The organism is Photobacterium lutimaris, assembly GCF_003025555.1.
GTDB classification, from domain to species: Bacteria; Pseudomonadota; Gammaproteobacteria; order Enterobacterales; family Vibrionaceae; genus Photobacterium; species Photobacterium lutimaris.
Window position 1 is genome coordinate 223,438 of the sequence record NZ_PYMH01000008.1, and the last position, 22,333, is coordinate 245,770.

Sequence of the window (22,333 nt, forward strand, 5' to 3'; positions counted from 1 at the left end):
AGCCAAGCGGGTTAACCAGGTCAACCCGCTCCCCCTTACTCCAGAACTCAGAAGTAGTAACTGATCTTTGCCGTGATCTGGTTCTGATCTTGATAACCACCCAATAAGGTATGGTCATCATCCCCCCAAAACAGATCCAGCAGTGCGGAAAGCATAATGTTGTCCTGTAACCGGTATTCGGTTTTAAGTTCGACCAATCCCACTTCTGTATCAAAGTTATGCAATACCAAAGCACTTAACATCAGATCATCACCAAGCAACCGATAATCCCCATAGAGCGACACCGCCAACTCTTGGGCTGGAAGCTGCAACGATGCCTCCGGGCCAGGGTCAATAATCCACGTCTGATAGGCTTGTAGACTGAGGCTGTAAGATTGCTCCGCCAGATCAGCCCCCAGCAATATATGGCCGCGATGCCGCTCGACAAACCCACTACCGTCAAAGCCTACTGCGTCATCCAACCACACCGCACTGTCATTGCGCAGGACCCATGCACCAACCGCTCGTGACAGTGAGATCCCAAGCACCGTCCTTCGCTGCCAACTGACTTCACGGCCGATCACCGGATCACCATTCCAGCCATAGTAACCATACAGCGCCATATCCGCCCAGTCGAAGCCACGGCTCAGCCTGACTCCGGTAGACGAATCCACGAGGGAAAAGTCCGCCGGTTTGTCCTCTGGAAGCCCCTGCCATGTTTGATATACCCATTCCAAGTTCGGAGAAGCAAAGCGGCTCATCGATGGTGGCAACAGCGTCTCCTTGAATTCAGGGATCCATAGCCACTGCTGGGTCCAGTCATCACCGAACCATTCCAGATTGACCATGGCCAGCGACTGTTTGGCCAGCGAAAAATCATCAATATAATTGAGTAAGTAATACCGAACATCGAGCGGGTGGATAACATCGAGTACCCGGTAGTAATCGCCTTCTCCCCACGTTACTTGCTGGGTCCCCATGGTCAAGGCATAGGTCGGCCCCTCGTAGAGCCAATAGGCGTCCTTTAGTTCCCATTCATTACGAAGATCTTCTGCCGGTGTCCCCGCATATTCCGAGCGGCTGTATACGTGATCGTATACCCCCAGCCCCGCAAGCCTGAAGCCACCAGTGCTGCCTGTTTCCCACTGACCCGCTAATTGCAGCTGAGCCTTCTGCTCTTGCCATTCATGGCTGCTGGTACCATAACCAGACCGGATATCAAACTGCCCCTCCAGCCAAGCGTCACTGGCCCCTGCAGCGGCTGTCCACACAGCCGCAACAACCAACAAATATCGGCAAATCAACATGCTTTCCATACTCATAATGCGCGCTTGAGATTTTGCTGCTTGAAATGCTTGGCCGGTATTGTGGTGTCATACTCAATGTCATTAACCACCATCTTTGTTGTCCGGCCGGACTGGAGGTTATGGATAGTTTGTACCACCGCCGTCCAGTAACCCTGTAGCTGACTGACCTCGTCGACCTGCATGGTCTTGAGCTCACGCTCACGCTCGTCAAAGTAAACGGCCTTGACTACCATGTCGTAGTTCGGATTCACCCAGAGAACTTTCTTGCTGTAGCCTGTCTTCTTGATCACCTCCTGTGACGCAGGCAAAGCTTCAATCTTATAAACCGTATCACCCTGCCAGGTCTCCGCGCCCAGCAGCTGATAGCTGAAATCCTCGACCCGTAGCCACTCGAGATCGGTATAACTGAACTCCGAGCCGACAAAACGACCACGCTTATTGGTTGCTGACAGCCGCTTAACTTTCTTCAACGCGGGAAGGTAGAGCCAAATATCATCCTCAGAAGATGCCTTTTCGGCATCACTCTTGAGCAAAATAGCCGTTCCTTTCACATCGAGTGGCTGCTGGATCAGCAGCCGTGTCTCGCGGACGTTGTCGCGATCCCTTTCGATGAATGCCACTTCACGCTGTCGCTCATTGCCGCGAGCATCAGTCAACAACAAAGTGACAGAGGCGGTCCGCGATACCCCATCTTCGCGCCACTTCACATTCTCCATCAATGTGCTGGGATCGGCAGCCTGACTGGCGGCCGCAAACACACTGAACATCACAGCCATTATTGCCTTATTCATACCTTCTCCCCCCTCAAGAAGCCGGAGCTTCTTCTGCCGGTGTCACTGGTGATGACTTGGCACCAAACAGCAACAGCATGATTGATGGCAGCATCAACAGGGTAACCACAGCGGTCACCAGCATGGTCAGTGATACGAGGATCCCAAGATTAATCAGGGCTTGGTGGCTTGATAGGGCCAGTACCAAGAACCCACATCCCTGTACTAGGGTGTTGAAGACAATCGGAGGGTAAAGATGACTGAGAGTACGCTGCAAGGTCTCGGCAGAAACCGTCCCTTGTCGGCGGCAGCTGTTAATGAAATAAATGGCATAGTCCACCCCGATACCGATGGCAATCGGCGCAACGATCGCGGTGCCGACATCCAAGAACAGCCCGCTCCATCCCATGATGGCAAAATTGATGGTAACCGTCAGTAACAGAGGCACAATGCCAATGACGGCATAGATCAACGAACGGAACAGTCCCAATAGCGCAAGGAAGACAAAGCCAAATGACAACAACAGGCTGGAGATCTGGCTGTAAATGATCTCATCCCGGGTCGCAATCAGTACCTCACCAAACCCAGCCGGAGTCACTTTCACATCAGGTAACTGCTGCTCGATATACGGCACGATGGTACTTGAAATATTATCCATTACCGACGTTTTGTCAGAGCGAACAAAAACAATGATCCTTGCCTCGTTGGCAGCTTCGCTGACTACATTGAAAATTTCATCACCGTTGCTGTTTTCGTATAGGAACAGGTACTGGGCATAGATATCCTCGGCCCCCTGTGGCAGGTGGTAAGCCGCGGGGTCATCACCATGAAGGGCCTTGTTCATCAATTTCATAAAAGCAGGTAGATCGTAAACATCACCAACATATGGCAAGCTTTTCAGCTTATTCGAAGCCTGTTCCAAGCCTTCGACGGCAGCAGCCTGTTTGAAATAATCGGCTTGCTCTGCCGATACGATAAACTCAATCACACCACCACCCGCTAGGTGGTTCTTGAACACTTCATTATCCTGGTACACCTTGGTACTCGACGAGAAGTAGCCAATCATCTCATTATCTATGGTGAGCCGGGTAACCCCGGCGGCGGACAACAGCAAGACAAGAGCAGCGCCAAACCAAATTCGGCGCGGATGGCGTACAACCAAATCCACATTGGCTTTGATCCAGTTGGTCATCAGCGGCGACTTCTGCAGATTGGCCGCTTTCTCCGGTTTTAACCAATATTGCAATGCCGGTAGCAGTACCATGGTGATCACGAAGGCATAACCAACCCCAACGGCAACAAAAATACCGAACTCCTGAATAAAACGGATCGGGGTGTAGGTCAGAGACAAAAAGCCGACCATAGTGGTGACGGATGTCATCAACATAGGCCTGAACAAGACACCCACTACCGCGGCAACCGGTCGGTTCTCTCCCCTTTGAGTCCGGGAGCGGTACTCAGACAAGAAGTGAATACTGTCCGCGACACCAATGGCGATCAGGAATACCGGGAGCATAGTGCTGACTATATTTTGCTGCACACCAAAAATGGCCATGGTCCCCATGGTCCAAATCACACTGATCACAGCAACCAATACCGGCAACAGCATGTTCCTGACGTTACGGAACAAGACATAGAGCAGCAGCATAACGACAGCAAAAACAACAGGGAAGAAGGTGTTGCTGTCGTTTTCCATCGTGGCAGAAGTTTGGGCAAAAATAGCCGGAGGCCCGCCCAAATGATAACTATCACTGAACCCCTCTTGCTCGACTAAGGCCAAAATAGCATTGTAAACCCGGCGCATATTTGGCGCATCATCTTGAAGTATCGACAACTCAACCAAGGTGTTAATAACCTGCGGATTGTCGGAGAACAGGATGTTCCTCAGCAATGGATTCGCATAGGCTTCTTCTTGCAGTGCTGTAATGCCAGCCTCGGTGTCCGGGATCTGGAACATCATAGGGTGAATATCCAGTTCATCCCCACTGGCAGTCACGCTTTCAATACGCACGATACTGCGGACCTTGTGGATCGGCGCGACCCGAGTCAGAAAATCGGTATACCCGGCCAGCTCTTCTGCCGTCATCAGGCCACCCAGCTCAAACTGTCTGCCCAATCGCTTGAGCTGACTGTAGTCAACAGCACTGAAAGGCGCAAAATGCTGCTCACCGCCAAGATAACGGGTTAGCCTTGCTTTCAGTTCCTGTGCTTGATTGTTCAAGGTTCCCTGCTTTTCCAACTGCAGCAAGTAACTGTGTACTCTCTCCGCATCTGCCGCTACGGTCAGCGACAGCTGCTCCAATGCCAGAGTAAACCGGTGCAGCTCTGCCAGTGACAACGAATTGAAAATCGAAGGTTGCTCGGTCACCGTCGCTACCATCAAGTTTTCACCACTCCCAGTGAAGGTTTCTTTAAGATGTTTGTCCGCTAACCGGCTTGGATGGGACGGATCTAGAAAATAGGGGGTTGCATTGATTCCTAGGTGTGTCGTCATATAAACCATGGTCAAGGTAATGATGACAACTCCGGCAACAAACAGCCGATAGCGCGCGGCTACCAACTGGCAGTAACGGGTCAAAATATCCATTTACTTATCTCTTCCTTTTATATTATTCAGGCAACGTTTAAGGCAGGCTCTTTTTCTTTTTTCCCAATTTCAATTCTGTTTTCCCACAGACCACGAGCATCCTTTATCCACCTCAAAGCTTGATGTGAATAATCATCAAAATTCATCATCAAAGCCTGCTCGTAATTAATGCTATAAAGTTTATAAAAAGTATCACTACAAACAGGTTTACAGCCTAACCGGGAAAATGTTCGGTCTGTTTTTGTTTTAATCGTTGCTGACAGGATAAATTGATTAATATTATTGTGATGGTGATAACTCAGCCAAGATGCAAGTAGATATTTTGCAACATGTGCAGAGTTATGGTTACCTCTTTTATCCGGACAAATAGTAAATGAGCAATCATAGGTAATATCTTCACCAGCCACTTTAGCTTGCTCTATGAGTCTATTTACACTGTCTAAGGCTTCTTTGTTTTGGCTATTTTCCAAAATATCAACTGGTGGGAATTTCATCCCTCGCTCTTGGCAGTCACTGTAATTAATGACTTTAGCGCAGGCCAATGGATAGTATTCATCACCAGATTTTTCACACAGCAACAAATTGGTACAATAATGATCATGTTGATCAACTGGCATGACATTATGACCATGAAAATCAAAGTATCCCTTTATTCTTAATGTTAACAGTGATCCAAAAATATTTTCTTCAGAGGTGTTGAGATCAGAGTAACTGACACAATTAAGAACAAACAGTTGGTAATTATCCATTTATTTCATTCCTAATTTACTTTTCCAAACATCCCTGAATTGATCACGTCTTACTATATCTTGCGGTTCATATACTCCTAATTGTTCCCACATATCAATATAAATATCGCTGGTAATCTGTTTATCATCCAGTATTTTCACGGCAGAAGACACGGCAATTACACCAAATAAATTAGCGGCAATACCAAGCTGGGAAATAAAATCTTTCTGCTTTTTCTCATGGCGCTGCAGTTCTTCCAAAATTCCCAATGGCAAATAGTCCGGTGTAATAAGCATGACGCAAATAGTCAACGGATCGAACTGCCCAATATCGGCCTTGCTAACCCGCCCACGCAAGATCGGCTCATCCACATTTCGGTAATCATGAATGGCGACATACTGCGTTGCATCCATATCGTAGCCTGAGATAACAGGTTTACGATATTTTTTGGCCGTTTGGTGCAATAGGTATTTTGCTTCAAGCCCCTTGGTCGTGGTGACATCAACCCCATCAACAATGATCTCCGAGCGAGAGACAAAAGACTCGACGTTATCGGCCGTGATCCCTTGGGTATCAACTTCAATATTGAGGTGCGGGTTTATCTTCGCCACTTTCTCTGCATGCACCGCCGCTTTATTCTTGTCGATATCTTCGATATCCATCCGTTGGCGGTTGATATTATTGAGCTCATACTCGCCATTATCAGTGAGATATAGGGTCATAAAACCGGTTCTGGCCAGAAGCTCAACCGCCGCCCCTCCGGTAGAACCACATCCTGCAACCAGTACATTGGCCTGCTGTATTTTTTCTTGTAATTTCTCCGAAATAAAGCCGTGGTTACGAAGCGTAAACTCCGCGTAAAACTCTTTAAATTTCATACTATAGCCTAACCTGACGTGTTGTTATTTCTATCAAAATAGTAGCGAAATATGGTTTCACCTCAACTGCCCAAAAGGACAGGTGTCAACCCCAGATAACAGGTAAGATATTGAAAGATAAGACTTAAACTAACAGGCGGTATATTTCAGACATAAAAAAACCCAGCCTTCATGCTGGGTTTTTTTCAATAACGAGTCAATTCTGACGCTTTAGCGACAGCTCGCTTAGAACGGAATATCGTCGTCGAAATCCATTGGTGGCTCATTGTACTGAGGCTGTGGTGCAGCCTGCTGCTGAGGAGCCTGTTGCTGTTGCTGCTGAGGAGCAAAGTTCTGCTGAGGGGCAGCTGCTGGCTGTTGAGGCTGACCCCAACCACCTTGTTGCTGCTGTTGGCCACCCATTGGAGCGCCCATACCCTGACCACCGCCCTGACGGCCGCCAAGCATCTGCATTACACCGTTGAAGCCCTGAACCACAACTTCTGTTGTGTAGCGGTCCTGGCCACTTTGATCTTGCCACTTACGCGTTTGCAATTGGCCTTCGATGTATACCTGAGAACCTTTACGTAGGTACTCACCAGCAACTTCAGCAAGCTTGCCGAATAGCGCCACACGGTGCCATTCAGTTTTCTCACGCTGCTCGCCAGTGTTCTTGTCACGCCAGCTTTCAGAAGTGGCAATGGTAATATTTGCTACTGCACCACCACTAGGCATGTAACGGATTTCCGGATCATTACCCAAGTTACCGACGAGGATAACCTTGTTTACGCCACGACTGGCCATAGTTCACTCCGATCTCATTATCGGTGCTGGGGAAAACCAGCGACCGTTATTGAAAGTTTATACTTAATCGCGCAGTCTATCATGCTTCGCCCCTGATCGAATAGGGCTGAATCAGAGTAAAATGTAGCAAACGCCAGCATGAATAAACGACACAGAATGGTGCTATTATAACCACCTCACTGTGTTTTTATACAGCTTTTTCTTTCAAGGCCCTGAGCCCTGTGCAATAATGCCGCAGTCATAAATTAGTCAATAAAGCTCATCGATATGGATAACATTGAAGTCAGGGGTGCCCGTACCCATAACCTCAAGAACATTTCCCTCACGCTGCCTCGGGATCAGCTGATTGTTATCACCGGCCTGTCGGGTTCAGGAAAGTCATCGCTGGCTTTCGACACCCTGTACGCCGAAGGACAACGCCGTTATGTCGAGTCCCTGTCGGCCTATGCCCGCCAGTTTCTGTCATTGATGGAAAAACCGGATGTCGACCATATCGAAGGGCTGTCACCGGCCATTTCCATCGAGCAAAAGTCCACCTCGCACAACCCTCGCTCGACCGTGGGTACCATTACTGAGGTCTACGACTACCTTCGCTTGCTCTACGCCCGAGTCGGTGAACCACGCTGTCCGACCCACCACGTTGAACTGGCAGCCCAAACGGTCAGCCAGATGGTCGACAAGGTGCTCGAGCTTCCTGAAGGCAGCAAGATGATGCTGCTGGCCCCTATCGTCAAAGAGCGTAAGGGTGAGCATGTCAAAACGCTAGCCAACTTGGCAGCCCAGGGTTACATCCGGGCCCGTATCGATGGCGAGGTATGTGATCTCTCTGATCCACCGACACTGGAGCTTCACAAAAAGCACACCATCGAAGTGGTCGTCGATCGCTTCAAGGTGAGAGATGATCTGCAGCAGCGTCTGGCAGAATCCTTTGAGACCGCGCTGGAACTCTCTGGCGGCACGGTCGTTGTAAGCCCTATGAGCGACGGTGAGCATGAGGAGATCGTTTTCTCGGCTAACTTTGCCTGCCCGCATTGTGGCTATAGCATGCAGGAGCTTGAGCCTCGCCTGTTCTCATTCAATAATCCGGCGGGAGCCTGTGGCACCTGTGATGGCTTGGGTGTTCAGCAATACTTTGATCCAGAGCGGGTGGTACAAAATGGTGAGTTAAGTCTTGCCGGTGGTGCGATTCGCGGCTGGGACAAACGTAACTTCTATTACTTCCAGATGCTCAAGTCACTGGCCGAGCATTACCGTTTTGATGTCGAAGCACCGTACGACAGCCTGCCGAAGAAAGTGCAAAACGTCATTCTCAATGGCTCGGGCAAAACCGAAATCGAGTTCAAATACATCAATGACCGTGGTGATATCACGGTACGACGCCACCCGTTCGAGGGGATCCTCAACAATATGGAGCGGCGCTACCGCGAAACCGAATCGAACTCGGTTCGAGAAGAACTGATAAAATTCGTTGCGACCAAGCCGTGTAGCAGCTGTGACGGCTCACGCCTGCGCCTGGAAGCCCGCAATGTCTTTATTGCCGATACCACACTGCCAACCATCAGCGAAATGAGTATCAGCGAGGCGATGCACTTTTTCGACCAGCTGGCGCTGACAGGGCAAAAGGCCAAAATTGCCGAGAAGGTACTCAAGGAGATCAATGACAGGCTGAGTTTCCTGGTCAATGTCGGCCTCAACTACCTTAACCTGTCGCGCAGTGCCGAGACCCTATCAGGCGGTGAAGCCCAGCGTATCCGCTTGGCCAGCCAAATCGGTGCCGGCTTGGTCGGCGTGATGTACGTGTTGGACGAGCCGTCTATCGGCCTCCACCAGCGGGATAACGAGCGCCTGCTCAAAACCCTGACCCACCTACGCGATCTCGGCAATACCGTGATTGTGGTCGAGCACGATGAAGATGCCATCCGTACCGCCGACCATGTGATCGATATCGGCCCGGGTGCCGGTGTCCACGGCGGTAATATTATTGCCGAAGGCAAGCTGGCCGATATCGTCGCCAACGACAACTCACTGACTGGCCAATACCTCAGCGGCAAAAAATGCATTGCGGTACCGGAGCAGCGTGTGATGATGGATCCGGAGCGGACCGTCAAGCTGCTCGGCGCGACGGGCAACAACCTGAAGAATGTCGATGTCGAGATCCCTGTCGGCCTGCTGACCTGCATTACCGGGGTGTCAGGCTCAGGCAAGTCAACCCTGATCAATGATACCTTCTTCCAGATCGCCCACCACCAGCTTAACGGTGCCACTTCGGGCCGGGCTGCGCCATACAAGGAAATCCAAGATCTCGAACACTTCGACAAGGTGATCGATATCGACCAGAGTCCGATTGGCCGTACCCCGCGATCAAACCCAGCAACCTATACCGGGATCTTTACCCCGATCCGCGAACTATTTTCGGGCACGCAGGAATCTCGCTCACGCGGTTACAAACCGGGCCGCTTCAGCTTCAACGTCAAGGGTGGCCGCTGCGAAGCGTGTCAGGGCGACGGCATGATCAAGGTAGAAATGCACTTCCTGCCGGATGTCTACGTGTCGTGTGATGCCTGTAAGGGCAAGCGCTACAACCGCGAAACGCTGGAAGTACGCTACAAGGGCAAAACCATTGACGAGGTACTCGAGCTCACGGTAGAAGACGCGCGTGAGTTTTTCGATGCGGTACCGGCTATCGCCAGAAAACTGCAAACCCTGATTGATGTCGGCCTGTCGTATATTCGTCTGGGTCAGGCAGCGACCACACTGTCGGGCGGTGAAGCCCAGCGAGTCAAACTGGCCCGCGAACTGTCCAAGCGTGATACCGGCAAGACCTTGTATATTCTGGACGAGCCAACAACCGGCCTGCACTTCCACGATATTCAGCAGCTACTCACGGTCCTGCACCGCCTGCGTGATCACGGTAATACCATTGTGGTGATCGAGCACAACCTCGATGTGATCAAAACCGCGGATTGGATCATCGACCTCGGACCGGAGGGCGGTAGTGGTGGCGGTGAAATCGTTGCAACCGGTACGCCAGAACAAGTGGCGCAGATCGCAGGTTCGCACACTGCACGCTTCCTCAAGCCTTTGCTGCCGGAGTGAACGCCAGTACAATAGCTCTGGCAACCTAACCGACGACGATGAACCGGGCTTGCAATCAAGCCCGGTTTTGTTTGATTAAACCAGTGAGACCCAGCGAATCACCATGACAGTGTTATATGTAAAAGGCACCAATCTTGCCGAGAAAGGGATCAGCAAGCCGATGATAAAGCCCTTCCTGGTGTCTCTAGGGATCCTATTCCTGCTGGCAACGCATTACTTCCAGCACAATCCCGGCGGTGCCGGACTCGAGCTTTCATACAATGCGATGAGCTGGATCCCATTCAGCTTTGCCATTGCTTTTGGCTTATTGGAGATTTGCCGCCAGCGGGTGTGGCGCTATTCACGGCTGACCCTCGCCCTCACTCTTTGCTGTGTCTTGCTCACCCTGCCGGCGTTCTACCCCAATGCCGACGTCGGCCAGAGCCTGCCGAGACTGCTGGGTTTATGGGCTGGTTTGCTCTTTTTTGTCGGTTTGCAGCAATTCTCCTTCAACCACAAGCAGCGCCAGCACATGCTGTGGTTTGTGCTGGGCGCAGTCTGGATCCAGGCCGTCTTCGGCTGGGTGCAATTTATGGTGCTTGAGCCAGGTAACCCCATTGGCTATGACGCCGTCGCCAACCGCCCTTACGGCATCTTCCAGCAGCCCAATGTCATGGCCAGTTTCTTGGCCACCGGACTGGTTCTGTCTGGTTACCTGCTGGCCCGTATTCCCATGTACCGAGGGAAATGGAGCTGGCAACAATGCTTTTTGTTACTGACCCCGGTCATTACCCTGCCCCTGCTTGTTGTACTGAGCTCCCGCACCGGCTGGCTTGGCGCGGTCGTGAGTACCCTTTTGCTCATTCCTTACCTGCGCCGCTTTGCCGCCAAGGCCCAATGGCGGATGTGGCTACTAATGATTGCACTGGGGCTAAGCCTGTCATGGCACATCAACAGTACATCGGGTTGGTCACCGCAGGAAAACCGCCTGAGCTTGGTCAGTGCCCGCGCAATGCATATTCCCCAAGCCGCCAATATGTTCCTCAACCAACCTTTGACGGGTTATGGCTACGGCAGCTTTGAGGTCAGTTATATTACCCAAACCGCAAGGTGGCACCACGATAACCCAGATAGCCCTGCCGGAATGGCTGGCCTCGATCATCCGCACAACGAGCTGGTATTCTGGGCAGCCGAGGGCGGTATTATTCCGCTGCTGGCATTATTGGCAGCAGCCGGGGTGGTGCTGCTCAAAATAAAGAAAGCCCGGGAAGGTACCCAACTGGCCTTGGTCGGCCTATTTTTCCCGATCGTTCTGCACTCCCAGCTGGAATATCCTTTCTATCACTCGTTGATCCACTGGGTGATTTTCATCTTGTTGATTTACTGGGTCGATAATCTGACAGCCAAGTACTACCGGAAAAAAATGCACTATATCCTGTCGATCCGGGCGATGGTACTGACAGTCCCCCTGCTCACCACAGGTTTCATGGCGACAACCCTGTATTCTGGCGCCCAACTCACTAAGTATGAAACCAGCCACCCGGCCAATGCGGACTACCTGCTGCGGGTCAATAACCCTTGGGCGTGGCAAAACCGGTTTGAATGGGATCTGCATGTCACCCAACTTCAGTTGGGTATAACCAGCGATAACCCCGCCCTGATCCAGGCGTTTATTGACTGGGCTCAGCACAAGGCCAAGCAATGGCCGCGCATCGCGCTTTACCAGAACCTGATTGCCGCCTACAAGCAGCTTGGTCAGCAAGAGCTGGCGGCCCAAATTCTGGATGAAGCCCAATACCTGTATCCGGGCCATACGTTTTTCATTGAGACTGGCCAGCCACCTCCAGCAAGCGAAACCGAGACGCCATAATTTCTCTACTGGCGTACGAAAATAAAAAGGGCTACCACAGGTAGCCCTTTTTGCTCATAAACCGTAACCGCTTGGATTTACTTAAGCGTGGTTTCCAACGCCCGTAAGCACAATGCCACGTTTTCGCTGCGAGCCGCATAACCCATCAAGCCAATACGCCAGGCTTTACCCGCCAACGCGCCGAGACCAGCCCCGATTTCCAAGTTATAGCGCTCTAGTAAGGTCTTCCTCACCTCGGCATCATCAATACCATCGGGAATATATACCGCATTGAGCTGTGGCAAACGGTGGGCCTCATCAACCACAAATTCAATCCCTAATTGCTCCAGACCTTCACGCAGCTCCAGATGGGCATCTTTATGACGTTTCCAGGCATTTTCCAGGCCTTCATTTTGTAGCAGTACCAAGGCTTCATGCAGTGCATAAAGGCTGTTCACCGGCGCGGTATGGTGATAGCTTCGCTTGCCCTCACCACTCCAGTAACCCAGCACCAAGCTCTGGTCCAAAAACCAGCTCTGGACCGGTACCTGACGACGTTGGATCTTGGCGACGGCTTTCTCAGAGAAAGTCAGTGGTGACAAGCCCGGGACACAAGACAGGCACTTCTGGCTACCGGAATACACCGCATCGAGTTGCCATTCATCCACCAGCAAGGGTACGCCCCCCAGCGATGTCACGGCATCAACAATCGTCAGGCAGTCATGCTCACGGGCCAACTTGGCAATCGCTTGTGCATCGCTCAGCGCACCGGTTGAAGTCTCGGCATGAACAAAGGCCACAATTTTGGCATCAGGGTGACTCTCCAACGTCTGGGCAACCAAGGTCGGGTCTACCGGTTCGCCCCAGTTGTTGTCGACCATCACCGCCACGCCACCGCAGCGCTCGACATTCTCACGCATCCGATCACCAAACACGCCATTGCGGCAGACAATCACTTTATCACCCGGCTCAACCAAATTGACAAAGCAGGCTTCCATACCGGCACTCCCCGGCGCAGAAACCGCAATCGTGAAGGTATTTTGAGTCTGAAAAGCGTATTGCAGCAATTGTTTGAGTTCATCCATCATGCCGATGAATAGGGGATCTAGGTGGCCAATGGTCGGGCGGCTCAGGGCTTGCAGCACCTGCGGGTAAATATCCGATGGACCGGGTCCCATGAGGGTACGCTGTGGTGGGTAGAAACTACCAATCGTCATTCTTATTTTCCTCCCTGGCGGTAAGAGTGGCATTTGCCTCGTTATTGTAAGGTACTGAATGACTATATCAGTATTAGGCTAATTATGCTTATATCAAATCGTAATGCCCTTGCCGCACAGAGGGACCTGCTAGCTTTGTGACAATTTTTTGCAAATTTTATGCATATTTTATTTATGTGCAATTGACAAGCGACCAGGAAATCCGGTTCAATATAGATCGTTTTTTGTTCATCCTGAAGAAAGGCTTTTTTCAGGTGAAGACAGAAGAGGAGCGTTACCCAGGTATCTAGATTGCGGGGCCCCACCCCAAAGCAATCTTGAGAGGGGGAGTAACGCCGAGATACAACATGACAGGGGGCATGGTGTATCGGCTACGAAGGTTGAATCCTTCTGGCTGTCATCTATTCATCGTGGTAATGAATAGATGGGGAGCTTCTGGTTGTTGTACCGGTTTACATCTTACCTTTTTGCTCTCCTGACTTATTGTCGGGACTACCATCCCGAGCCCCCTGTTAATTACGTTTATACTCTTTAATTCTGGGAGACTCGTTGTGAGCTTTGTTGAAAATAACTTTACTGTTCCTCCACCGATAACCGTAGCGAAATTTGGCGGTACTAGCGTAGCCGATCATGCCGCCATGAGCCGAAGTGCCACGATCATCAAGGATAATCCTGCTGCAAAAGTAGTATTGATCAGTGCCTGTTCCGGCGTTACAAACCTGTTAGTTGAACTTGCAAATGGAATTGCCGATAACGAGCAGCGCTCCCAACGGCTACAAAAACTGACCTCTATCCACCAGAATATTATCGACAAACTGGCCCAGCCAGAGACTGTCGCTGACGATATAGAGCAGCTTATCCTTAACGTGGCAAGCCTTGCCGAACAGGCTGCCGAATCACCATCGACCAAACTGACCGATCAGTTAGTTGCCCATGGTGAGTTGTTGTCGACGCACTTATTTACCCAAATTCTCAGCGAAATGGGGGCAGCCGCCCAACGTTTCGATATTCGCTCTGTCATGCGTACCGACAGCCAACACGGCAAAGCTATTCCGCACATCGATACTATCCGCGAACTTGCGGATATACAGCTTCAGCCACTGCTAGCTAGCGATACGATTATCGTATCCCAAGGCTTCATTGGTTCTGACAGTGATGGGCAAACGACAACCTTGGGCCGCGGCGGCAGTGATTACAGCGCTGCGCTAATCGCCGAGGCTATCAGCGCGAGCACTCTGGAAATATGGACCGATGTACCGGGTATGTATTCCACCGATCCGCGTATCACGGCCAATGCCAAGCCAATCAGCGAGATAAGCTTTAGCGAAGCATCTGAAATGGCCAATTTCGGGGCGAAAATTCTCCATCCCTCGACCCTGTTGCCAGCAGTTCGTCAGCAGATCCCGGTCTTCATCGGTTCTTCCAAAGCACCGGAGCAAGGTGGTACCTGGATCCGTCAGCAAGTCAGCGAGCCTCCGAAATTCAGAGCCCTGGCACTGCGCTGCAATCAGACCATGGTAACGCTGACCAGTCTGAATATGTTCCAAGCCTACGGATTCCTTTCAGAGGTCTTCCGTATTTTGGCTGAACACAAAATCTCGGTCGATTTGATCACCACATCAGAAGTCAGTGTGTCCCTCACTCTAGATCAAACCGATACCGGAGGGGGAGCACCGAGCCTACCAGCCGCAGCAATGGAGCAGCTCAGCCAGCTATGCCGAGTGGATGTGGAACAAGACCTTTGCCTGGTCGCCCTGATCGGGAACGAGCTCGGTGATGCACCGGGTGCCGCAACCCAAGTATTCAGCCGCCTAGAGCAATACAGCCCACGGATGATCTGCTTTGGTGCCAGCACCCACAATCTATGCTTCTTGGTCAAAACCGAAGAATCACGTGAAGTGGTCAAGGTACTGCACCACGGTCTGTTCGAGTAATATCAAGCTGAATGACAGCCCGTAGGTAATCAATAAGAAAAGGCGCTCAATGAGCGCCTTTTTTATCGTTGGTGACTCGCTCCGAACTAGACGGCCCCCTCAACGACAACTAGTTATTCAGGTTCGGACCCAGCCACTTTTCAGCCTCAACAAGATCCCAGCCTTTGCGATCGGCATAGCTGTCTCGCTGATCATTCTGGATCTGGGCGATCGCAAAGTAGCGAGAGTCCGGGTGGGAGAAGTACCAACCCGATACCGAGGCACCCGGCCACATCGCATAGCTGGTTGTCAGTGACATATCGATCGTCTCTTCGACCTGCAACAACTCCCACAAGCTGCCCTTTTCCGTATGCTCCGGACAGGCTGGATAACCCGGTGCAGGGCGGATCCCTTGGTATTTTTCGCGGATCAGATCGTCATTGGACAAATCCTCCTCCGGCGAATACCCCCAAATCTCCTTGCGCACCTGCTCGTGAAGGTACTCGGCAAACGCTTCAGCCAAGCGATCAGCGATCGCTTGGATCATAATGGCATTGTAGTCATCACCTGCCGCCTTGTAAGCATCGGCCAAGTCACGCTCACCAATCCCGCCAGTTACCGCAAAGGCTCCGATCCAATCTGCTTTACCGCTCTCTTTCGGCGCAATGTAATCAGACAGGCAATAATTGAAGCCTTTCGGCTTCTCCGTTTGCTGACGCAAGTTATGCAGTACCTTGGCAACTTCGGTGCGAGACTCGTCAGTATAGACCTCGATATCATCGCCCACACTGTTGGCCGGGAACATGGCACACATACCACGGGCTTCCAGCAAGCCTTCCTGCTCAACGCGGTCGAGTAAGTCATTGGCATCTTTAAACAAACGACGGGCTTCCTCACCCACTTCCTCATGATCAAGGATGGCCGGATATTTACCCATCAAAGACCAGGTCATGAAGAATGGCGTCCAGTCGATATACTGGCGCAGAGTAGCAACATCGAAGTCCTCAAACACTTGAACACCCGATTTGCATGGTGCTGGCGGCGTATAGCTCTCCCAGTCAATGGCCACTCGATTTGCCCGAGCCACTTCAAGAGAAACCGGCTTGGTCTTGGGACGCTTACGGCTGTGCTGATCACGCACCCTAACATAATCGGCTTCGAGTTTTTCGACAAAGGCCGGACGCCTCTCATCAGAAAGTAGCGACGTACACACTCCTACAGCGCGAGAAGCATTGTTCACATACACAACCGGATGGCTGTAATTCTGCTCTATCTTCACGGCGGTATGCGCTTTGGAGGTTGTCGCCCCGCCAATCAGTAAAGGTAACTCAAAGCCTTGTCGTTCCATTTCCTTGGCGACATGCACCATCTCATCAAGTGATGGGGTGATCAGGCCGGATAGGCCAATGATATCGACATTTTCTTCCTTGGCGACCTTGAGGATCTTTTCACACGATACCATCACACCCAGATCGATGATCTCGTAGTTATTACACTGAAGTACAACGCCTACAATATTTTTACCGATATCATGAACATCACCTTTTACCGTTGCCAGCAGGATCTTGCCGTTAGTACTTCCGGCCTGCTTCTCAGCATTGATATATGGCTCGAGGTGGCCGACGGCCTGTTTCATGACACGGGCAGATTTCACCACCTGCGGCAGGAACATCTTGCCTTCACCGAACAAGTCGCCAACCACGTTCATACCATCCATCAACGGTCCTTCAATGACCTCCAACGGCTTGGATGCATTTACCCGGGCTTCTTCGGTGTCTTCGACAATGAATTCGGTGATGCCTTTGACTAACGCATGCTCAAGCCGCTTTTCTACCGGCCAGGTGCGCCATTCCAAGGCAGAGGCATCTTCTTCTTTGCCGACGCCTTTATTGGCATATTCTGCAGCAATGTCCAACAAGCGTTCCGTCGAGTCATCACGCCGGTTCAGAACCACATCTTCGACGGCCTCACGCAGTTTTTCTGGCACGTTGTCATAGACTTCAAGTTGACCTGCGTTGACGATCCCCATATCCATACCATGCTTGAAGCAGTGATAAAGGAAAACAGCATGGATAGCCTCACGCACATAGTTATTACCACGGAACGAGAAAGAGACATTAGACACACCACCAGAGATCATTGCATGGGGCAAATCGCGCTTGATATCGGCGACGGCTTCAATGAAGTCCACCGCATAGTTATTGTGCTCATCAATACCGGTCGCAACGGCAAAGATATTCGGGTCAAAGATGATATCTTCCGGCGGGAAGCCTACCTCATCAACCAATATCCGGTAAGCATTAGTACAAATTTCCAGCTTGCGCTCTCTGGTATCAGCCTGCCCGACTTCATCAAACGCCATCACAATCACAGCAGCACCATAGCGGCGGATCAGCTTAGCCTGCTCGACAAACTTCTCTTTGCCTTCCTTGAGCGAGATGGAGTTAACAATCCCCTTACCCTGAATGCATTTCAGGCCAGCTTCGATAACCTCCCACTTGGAGGAGTCGACCATGATAGGAACTTTTGATATTTCTGGCTCAGAAGCGCACAGGTTGAGGAATCGAACCATGCACGCTTCAGCATCCAACATCCCCTCATCCATGTTGATATCGATGATCTGGGCGCCGTTTTCGACCTGCTGACGGGCCACATCCAGCGCCTCGTCATACAACTCTTCTTTGATCAGCCGCTTAAATCTTGCCGAGCCGGTCACGTTAGTTCGCTCCCCGACATTAACAAACAAAGTATCCTTTTCGATGATCAAAGGTTCAAGGCCTGATAGTCGGCAACTAACCGATAATTCTGGTAATGCGCGAGGGCTCACCTCTGCTACAACTTCAGCCATCTGACGGATATGCTCCGGCGTGGTACCACAACATCCCCCAACCAAATTAAGGAAGCCACTCTGCGCCCACTCTTTAATATGCTCAGCCATCTCTTCCGGTGACAAATCATATTCGCCAAAAGCGTTCGGTAGGCCGGCATTCGGGTGGGCAGATACCGCACATTCGGAGATACGTGACAGCTCTTCAACATACTGGCGCAGCTCATCGGGCCCAAGCGCACAGTTCAAACCAAACGAGATTGGTTTGACATGACGTAGAGAGTGATAGAAAGCCTCTGTTGTTTGGCCCGAAAGGGTCCGGCCAGAAGCATCTGTAATGGTGCCAGAAATCATGACCGGCAGCGAACAACCATCTTCTTCAAAAACAGTGTCCACCGCGAATGCACAGGCTTTGGCATTGAGAGTATCGAAAATAGTTTCGATAAGGATGATATCGGCTCCGCCTTTGATCAACGCACGTGTTGACTCGGCGTAAGCCTCAACAAGCTGGTCAAAAGTAACATTTCGGTAACCGGGGTCATTAACATCCGGCGAAATAGAGCAAGTCCGGTTGGTCGGGCCAAGTACGCCAGCAACAAAGCGCGGCTTATCCGGATTTTTTGCCGTCCACTCATCAGCAACTTGGCGAGCGAGTTTGGCAGCCTCAAGGTTGATCTCACCACTCAACGCTTCCATCTCATAATCGGCCATCGCGATCGTGGTTGCGTTAAAAGTGTTGGTCTCTAAGATATCAGCACCGGCCTCAAGATAGGCTGCGTGAATATCTTTGATCAATTGCGGCTGAGTCAGTACCAGTAAGTCATTATTACCCTTGAGATCCATGTGCCAATCGGCAAAACGCTCACCACGATAATCTTGCTCTTCCAGCTTATAGTCCTGGATCATGGTGCCCATGCCACCATCAATGATCAGGATCTGCTCTGCCAAGCGCTTATTTAATAAATCCTTGCCCATCAACACCACTTTACTTCCTTATCTAATGTTACAGCTAGTTCACATCCTACCATAGCAACAATGGAAATCTAGACGTCTAAAGGGCTTTTCATTGATTAAATTTTAACTCATTGAAAGAAATTAATGATAGCTATCGAGCAGTGATAGATTTATATTTTGACACAATTTTTAGCTTTACTTTAATTCACCATCGAGGTCATGGGATGTCAGTTTACAGCACCCTCTGTTTCCTAGCAGCAGCTGCTATGCTTATCGCTTTTATAAACAGCAAAATAGGAAAAATGCAGACCACTATCGCCATTACCGCCGGGGCATTGATGCTATCGTTAGGCATTATTATTGCCGGGCATAATGGCTGGTTCCATCTTGAAGACATTGCGGCGAGCCAACTTGGCGAGATCAATTTTGAAAATTTCTTACTCAAAGGGATTTTGGGATTTTTGCTCTTTGCTGGCGGCCTGGGGATCAAACTGCCTCACCTTGAAGATCAAAAGTGGGAAATCACCACACTGGCACTGGCCGCGACCTTGTTCTCGACCTTTTTTATCGGCTTTGCCTTATGGGGTATTTGCCAGGCTATCGGCATCCAGTTAGATCTTATCTATTGCCTCATCTTCGGCTCTCTGATCTCTCCTACTGACCCGATTGCTGTACTCGCTATTGTAAAAAAACTCGATGCACCAAAACGCATTTCTACCCAAATTGAGGGCGAATCTTTATTCAATGACGGCTTTGGCCTTGTCATTTTCGTTACCCTATTTACCATCGCTTTTGGTAACGAAGCCCCTACCGTACTTGGCGTCGGCCAATTGTTCCTACAGGAAGCCATTGGCGGTATCGCCTACGGCTTTGTCCTTGGTCTGATCTTCCATTACCTCATCAGTTCGACCAATGACCACTCAATGGAACTGTTGCTGACCCTTGGCATACCAACGGCAGGCTATGTGTTTGCTGATGTCATCCATGTGTCTGGTCCGCTGGCAATGGTGGTATCAGGAATTATGATTGGTAACTGGACCCGCTATATCGGTTTCTCCAAAGAGAGTGAAGATCACCTCGACCATTTCTGGGAGTTGGTCGATGAGTTCCTCAATGGGGTACTGTTCCTATTGATTGGTATGAGTATGCTGCAGTTCAGTTTCCACCAAGAAGACTGGGTACTGATGGTGATTGCCGTTCCATTGGTCCTCTTGAGCCGCTTCCTCAGCGTCCAGCTCTCTTATCTCGGTTTCCAGCGATACCGCGACTACAACCCGATGTCGGTTAAAATCCTCACTTGGGGTGGGTTACGAGGCGGCTTGGCCCTTGCTATGGCCATGGCTATCCCCGCCGGGGTAATGGTGATCCCGGATAAGAATATCGATGTCCGGGAAATTATGCTGGTCATGACCTATTCGGTGGTGGTGTTCTCGATTCTGATCCAAGGCTCAACAATCACCTCCCTGATCCACAAGGCCAAGCACTGGGAAGCTGAAAACAACACCTAATGTGTTCTCGGCTGGGATAGTTACTATATAAAGAAGACCTGCAGATGCAGGTCTTTTTTATCGCATCAAACGGCTATTCATCCTTGGTGAAATTCGCTTCTGAGAATTTATCCAAGTCATAAGGTGTTTGCTGGTAAACACAGTAATTAAGCCAGTTAGCAAACAACAAATGGCCATGGCTACGCCAACTGCCGATTGGTGGGTTTTCCGGGTTGTTATCAGGGTAATAATTAACAGGCACCTGTGGCTCCATACCTTCACCAACATCCCGCGTATATTCATTGTGTAAAGTATCGACATCATATTCAGGGTGGCCAGTTACAAAGACATTTCGCTTATCTTTGGTTGCCGCCAAGTACACCCCTGCCTGCTCAGAGGTAGCAAGAATATCGAGGTCAGTATGTTCAGCCAGGTATTCTGGCGAGAAGTCCGCATAACGAGAGTGCGGTGCCAAGAAGGAATCATCAAAGCCACGCAAGATCGGATTATGGCAATCATGGGTCCGATGCCAATATACCCCAGACAACTTATCTTTTCGTGTACGCTTAGGCAGGTCGTAAAGTAGTTTCAATCCCGCCTGAGCGGCCCAGCATACAAATAAGGTTGAGGTAACATGATCCTTGGCCCAGCTCATAATGGTCTGGATCTCTTCCCAATACAACACATCCTCAAACTGTACCAGACCCAGTGGTGCGCCGGTGACAATCAGGCCATCAAAGTTACGATCCTTGACCATCTCAAACTGGCGATAAAAAGTATCGAGATGCTCTGACGGCGTATTCTTGGTCGGCCGGTTATCAATACGAAGCAGTTCAACATCTACCTGTAGCGGACTATTGGACAGCAGACGGAGGAACTGGGTTTCCGTTTCAATCTTCTTCGGCATCAAGTTAAGCAGCAACACCTTCAAGGGACGAATTTCCTGACTTGATGCACGAGCCTCCGACATAACGAAGATATTCTCGCCTCGTAAAATATCGGTAGCAGGTAACTTGTCAGGGATCTTAATCGGCATCGGTGCTTCTCCTTAAACGTTTTCCCGTCTGTACTCTCTTTACAGAGATGTTTAGACGTCCAGATTTCTAAATAAAACTATAAGAGATCACACTCGGGTGCAAGTAAAAGAAGATTAAAAGAATGAAAGGAGAATGCAATGTGTATGAAGAAAGCTCATAAAGAACTAATGGGGCAGGGGTGAAAGTTTCTGAACTGTATAAATGAAAAAACCCAGCCGTTAGGCTGGGTTTAGAAGATGTGTTCAGCAATGACCTACTCTCACATGGGGAGACCCCACACTACCATCGGCGCTACAACGTTTCACTTCTGAGTTCGGCATGGGATCAGGTGGTACCGCTGTGCTATTGTCGCTGAACAAAATCGTGGTGCTAGTACCCAGATTCGAACTGGGGACCTCACCCTTACCAAGGGTGCGCTCTACCAACTGAGCTATACCAGCACGCAATGCTGTATAAAACTCGCTTTTTGCGAATTTCAAAATTGGGAGCCTGGCGATGTCCTACTCTCACATGGGGAGACCCCACACTACCATCGGCGCTATTACGTTTCACTACTGAGTTCGGCATGGGATCAGGTGGGTCCATAATGCTATGGTCGCCAAGCAAATTCTTTTGAATACATTCCGCTGGCTATAAAGCCCGCTAGCTATGTTAAGTTGCTCTCTCGCTCAGTCATTTAGCAGGCTAAACTCCTTCGCTCGACTCACAACTTGTCTTGCTATCGAACTTTATCCCGGCGCTACCTCAGGTAGGCGGAATATCTTCATAATCTGGGAAAATCTGACTAGTTCTCAGCACATCATTCAAGTGCTCGTGGAGTCCGTAAAAACCCCTTGGGTGTTGTATGGTTAAGCCTCACGGGCAATTAGTACAGGTTAGCTCAACGCCTCACAGCGCTTACACACCCTGCCTATCTACGTCGTAGTCTTCAACAACCCTTT

Annotated in this window: 13 protein-coding genes, 1 tRNA gene, 3 rRNA genes and 1 riboswitch; of the genes, 4 read left to right on the forward strand and 13 right to left on the reverse strand. The window is 50.4% G+C overall.

Features of this window, described 5'->3' with window-relative positions; translation table 11 throughout:
• Positions 1-47: 47 nt before the first annotated feature.
• From C9I99_RS17250 to C9I99_RS17275, 6 genes are all read right to left on the reverse strand, one after another.
• Positions 48-1,301 carry a DUF1302 domain-containing protein gene (locus C9I99_RS17250; protein WP_107350093.1) on the reverse strand — a complete coding sequence of 418 codons (1,254 nt, stop codon included), beginning with the start codon at positions 1,299-1,301 and terminating at the stop codon, positions 48-50.
• Positions 1,298-2,077: an outer membrane lipoprotein-sorting protein gene (locus C9I99_RS17255; RefSeq protein WP_107350094.1), complete on the reverse strand. Its 780-nt coding sequence runs from the start codon at positions 2,075-2,077 to the stop codon at positions 1,298-1,300. The genes C9I99_RS17250 and C9I99_RS17255 overlap by 4 nt, the downstream gene beginning before the upstream one ends.
• Before the next feature lie 13 nt (positions 2,078-2,090).
• Positions 2,091-4,643, reverse strand: a complete 2,553-nt coding sequence (locus tag C9I99_RS17260; RefSeq protein ID WP_107350095.1) for an efflux RND transporter permease subunit — start codon at positions 4,641-4,643, stop codon at positions 2,091-2,093.
• Between the two features lie 26 nt (positions 4,644-4,669).
• Entirely contained in the window at positions 4,670-5,392 is a 723-nt protein-coding gene (locus tag C9I99_RS17265; RefSeq protein ID WP_107350096.1) for a hypothetical protein, read from the reverse strand.
• Complete coding sequence (locus C9I99_RS17270) at positions 5,393-6,250, reverse strand: ThiF family adenylyltransferase (RefSeq protein WP_107350097.1); 858 nt, start codon at positions 6,248-6,250, stop codon at positions 5,393-5,395.
• 225 nt (positions 6,251-6,475) lie between these two features.
• Positions 6,476-7,033 carry a single-stranded DNA-binding protein gene (locus C9I99_RS17275; protein WP_107350098.1) on the reverse strand — a complete coding sequence of 186 codons (558 nt, stop codon included), beginning with the start codon at positions 7,031-7,033 and terminating at the stop codon, positions 6,476-6,478.
• Positions 7,034-7,300: 267 nt separating this feature from the next.
• Here C9I99_RS17275 and uvrA point away from each other — a divergent pair, with 267 nt between their 5' ends.
• Together uvrA and C9I99_RS17285 are read left to right on the forward strand one after the other, a co-directional pair.
• Positions 7,301-10,129, forward strand: a complete 2,829-nt coding sequence (gene uvrA / locus C9I99_RS17280) for an excinuclease ABC subunit UvrA (protein WP_107350099.1) — start codon at positions 7,301-7,303, stop codon at positions 10,127-10,129.
• Between the two features lie 103 nt (positions 10,130-10,232).
• Complete coding sequence (locus tag C9I99_RS17285) at positions 10,233-11,978, forward strand: PglL family O-oligosaccharyltransferase (protein ID WP_107350100.1); 1,746 nt, start codon at positions 10,233-10,235, stop codon at positions 11,976-11,978.
• Between the two features lie 77 nt (positions 11,979-12,055).
• Here C9I99_RS17285 and C9I99_RS17290 read toward each other — a convergent pair whose 3' ends face one another.
• Entirely contained in the window at positions 12,056-13,174 is a 1,119-nt protein-coding gene (locus tag C9I99_RS17290) for a pyridoxal-phosphate-dependent aminotransferase family protein (protein ID WP_107350101.1), read from the reverse strand.
• Between the two features lie 256 nt (positions 13,175-13,430).
• Positions 13,431-13,617, forward strand: a riboswitch (Lysine riboswitch).
• Positions 13,618-13,725: 108 nt separating this feature from the next.
• Between C9I99_RS17290 and lysC the strand changes: the two genes are divergently transcribed.
• On the forward strand, positions 13,726-15,108 hold the full coding sequence (gene lysC, locus C9I99_RS17295; protein WP_107350102.1) for a lysine-sensitive aspartokinase 3: 1,383 nt from the start codon (positions 13,726-13,728) through the stop codon (positions 15,106-15,108).
• Positions 15,109-15,217: 109 nt separating this feature from the next.
• On the opposite strand, the gene metH is transcribed toward lysC, so the two are convergent.
• The gene (gene metH / locus C9I99_RS17300; protein WP_107350118.1) at positions 15,218-18,889 is read right to left on the reverse strand and encodes a methionine synthase; all 3,672 of its coding nucleotides are present in this window, start codon (positions 18,887-18,889) and stop codon (positions 15,218-15,220) included.
• 203 nt (positions 18,890-19,092) lie between these two features.
• Between metH and C9I99_RS17305 the strand changes: the two genes are divergently transcribed.
• A complete protein-coding gene (locus C9I99_RS17305) occupies positions 19,093-20,376 on the forward strand; it encodes a cation:proton antiporter (protein WP_107350103.1) in 1,284 nt (427 codons plus the stop codon).
• A 73-nt stretch (positions 20,377-20,449) separates the two neighbouring features.
• On the opposite strand, the gene metA is transcribed toward C9I99_RS17305, so the two are convergent.
• The 5 genes from metA to C9I99_RS17330 form a co-directional block, all read right to left on the reverse strand.
• Positions 20,450-21,391 (reverse strand): homoserine O-acetyltransferase MetA, encoded by a 942-nt coding sequence (metA, locus tag C9I99_RS17310; RefSeq protein ID WP_107350104.1) that lies wholly within the window; start codon positions 21,389-21,391, stop codon positions 20,450-20,452.
• A 241-nt stretch (positions 21,392-21,632) separates the two neighbouring features.
• Positions 21,633-21,748: ribosomal RNA gene (rrf, locus tag C9I99_RS17315) — 5S ribosomal RNA — on the reverse strand.
• A gap of 8 nt (positions 21,749-21,756) precedes the next feature.
• Positions 21,757-21,832, reverse strand: a tRNA-Thr gene (locus C9I99_RS17320).
• A 47-nt stretch (positions 21,833-21,879) separates the two neighbouring features.
• Positions 21,880-21,995: ribosomal RNA gene (gene rrf, locus C9I99_RS17325) — 5S ribosomal RNA — on the reverse strand.
• Positions 21,996-22,236: 241 nt separating this feature from the next.
• Positions 22,237-22,333, reverse strand: a 23S ribosomal RNA gene (locus C9I99_RS17330); the annotation flags it as partial.

Bases quoted from the DNA above. Each gene is read 5' to 3' on its own strand.
- C9I99_RS17250 (WP_107350093.1), bottom strand. From the start codon at position 1,301: ATGAGTATGGAAAGCATGTTGATTTGCCGATATTTGTTGGTTGTTGCG.
- C9I99_RS17255 (WP_107350094.1), bottom strand. From the start codon at position 2,077: ATGAATAAGGCAATAATGGCTGTGATGTTCAGTGTGTTTGCGGCCGCC.
- C9I99_RS17260 (WP_107350095.1), bottom strand. From the start codon at position 4,643: ATGGATATTTTGACCCGTTACTGCCAGTTGGTAGCCGCGCGCTATCGG.
- C9I99_RS17265 (WP_107350096.1), bottom strand. From the start codon at position 5,392: ATGGATAATTACCAACTGTTTGTTCTTAATTGTGTCAGTTACTCTGAT.
- C9I99_RS17270 (WP_107350097.1), bottom strand. From the start codon at position 6,250: ATGAAATTTAAAGAGTTTTACGCGGAGTTTACGCTTCGTAACCACGGC.
- C9I99_RS17275 (WP_107350098.1), bottom strand. From the start codon at position 7,033: ATGGCCAGTCGTGGCGTAAACAAGGTTATCCTCGTCGGTAACTTGGGT.
- uvrA (WP_107350099.1), top strand. From the start codon at position 7,301: ATGGATAACATTGAAGTCAGGGGTGCCCGTACCCATAACCTCAAGAAC.
- C9I99_RS17285 (WP_107350100.1), top strand. From the start codon at position 10,233: ATGACAGTGTTATATGTAAAAGGCACCAATCTTGCCGAGAAAGGGATC.
- C9I99_RS17290 (WP_107350101.1), bottom strand. From the start codon at position 13,174: ATGACGATTGGTAGTTTCTACCCACCACAGCGTACCCTCATGGGACCC.
- metH (WP_107350118.1), bottom strand. From the start codon at position 18,889: ATGGGCAAGGATTTATTAAATAAGCGCTTGGCAGAGCAGATCCTGATC.
- C9I99_RS17305 (WP_107350103.1), top strand. From the start codon at position 19,093: ATGTCAGTTTACAGCACCCTCTGTTTCCTAGCAGCAGCTGCTATGCTT.
- metA (WP_107350104.1), bottom strand. From the start codon at position 21,391: ATGCCGATTAAGATCCCTGACAAGTTACCTGCTACCGATATTTTACGA.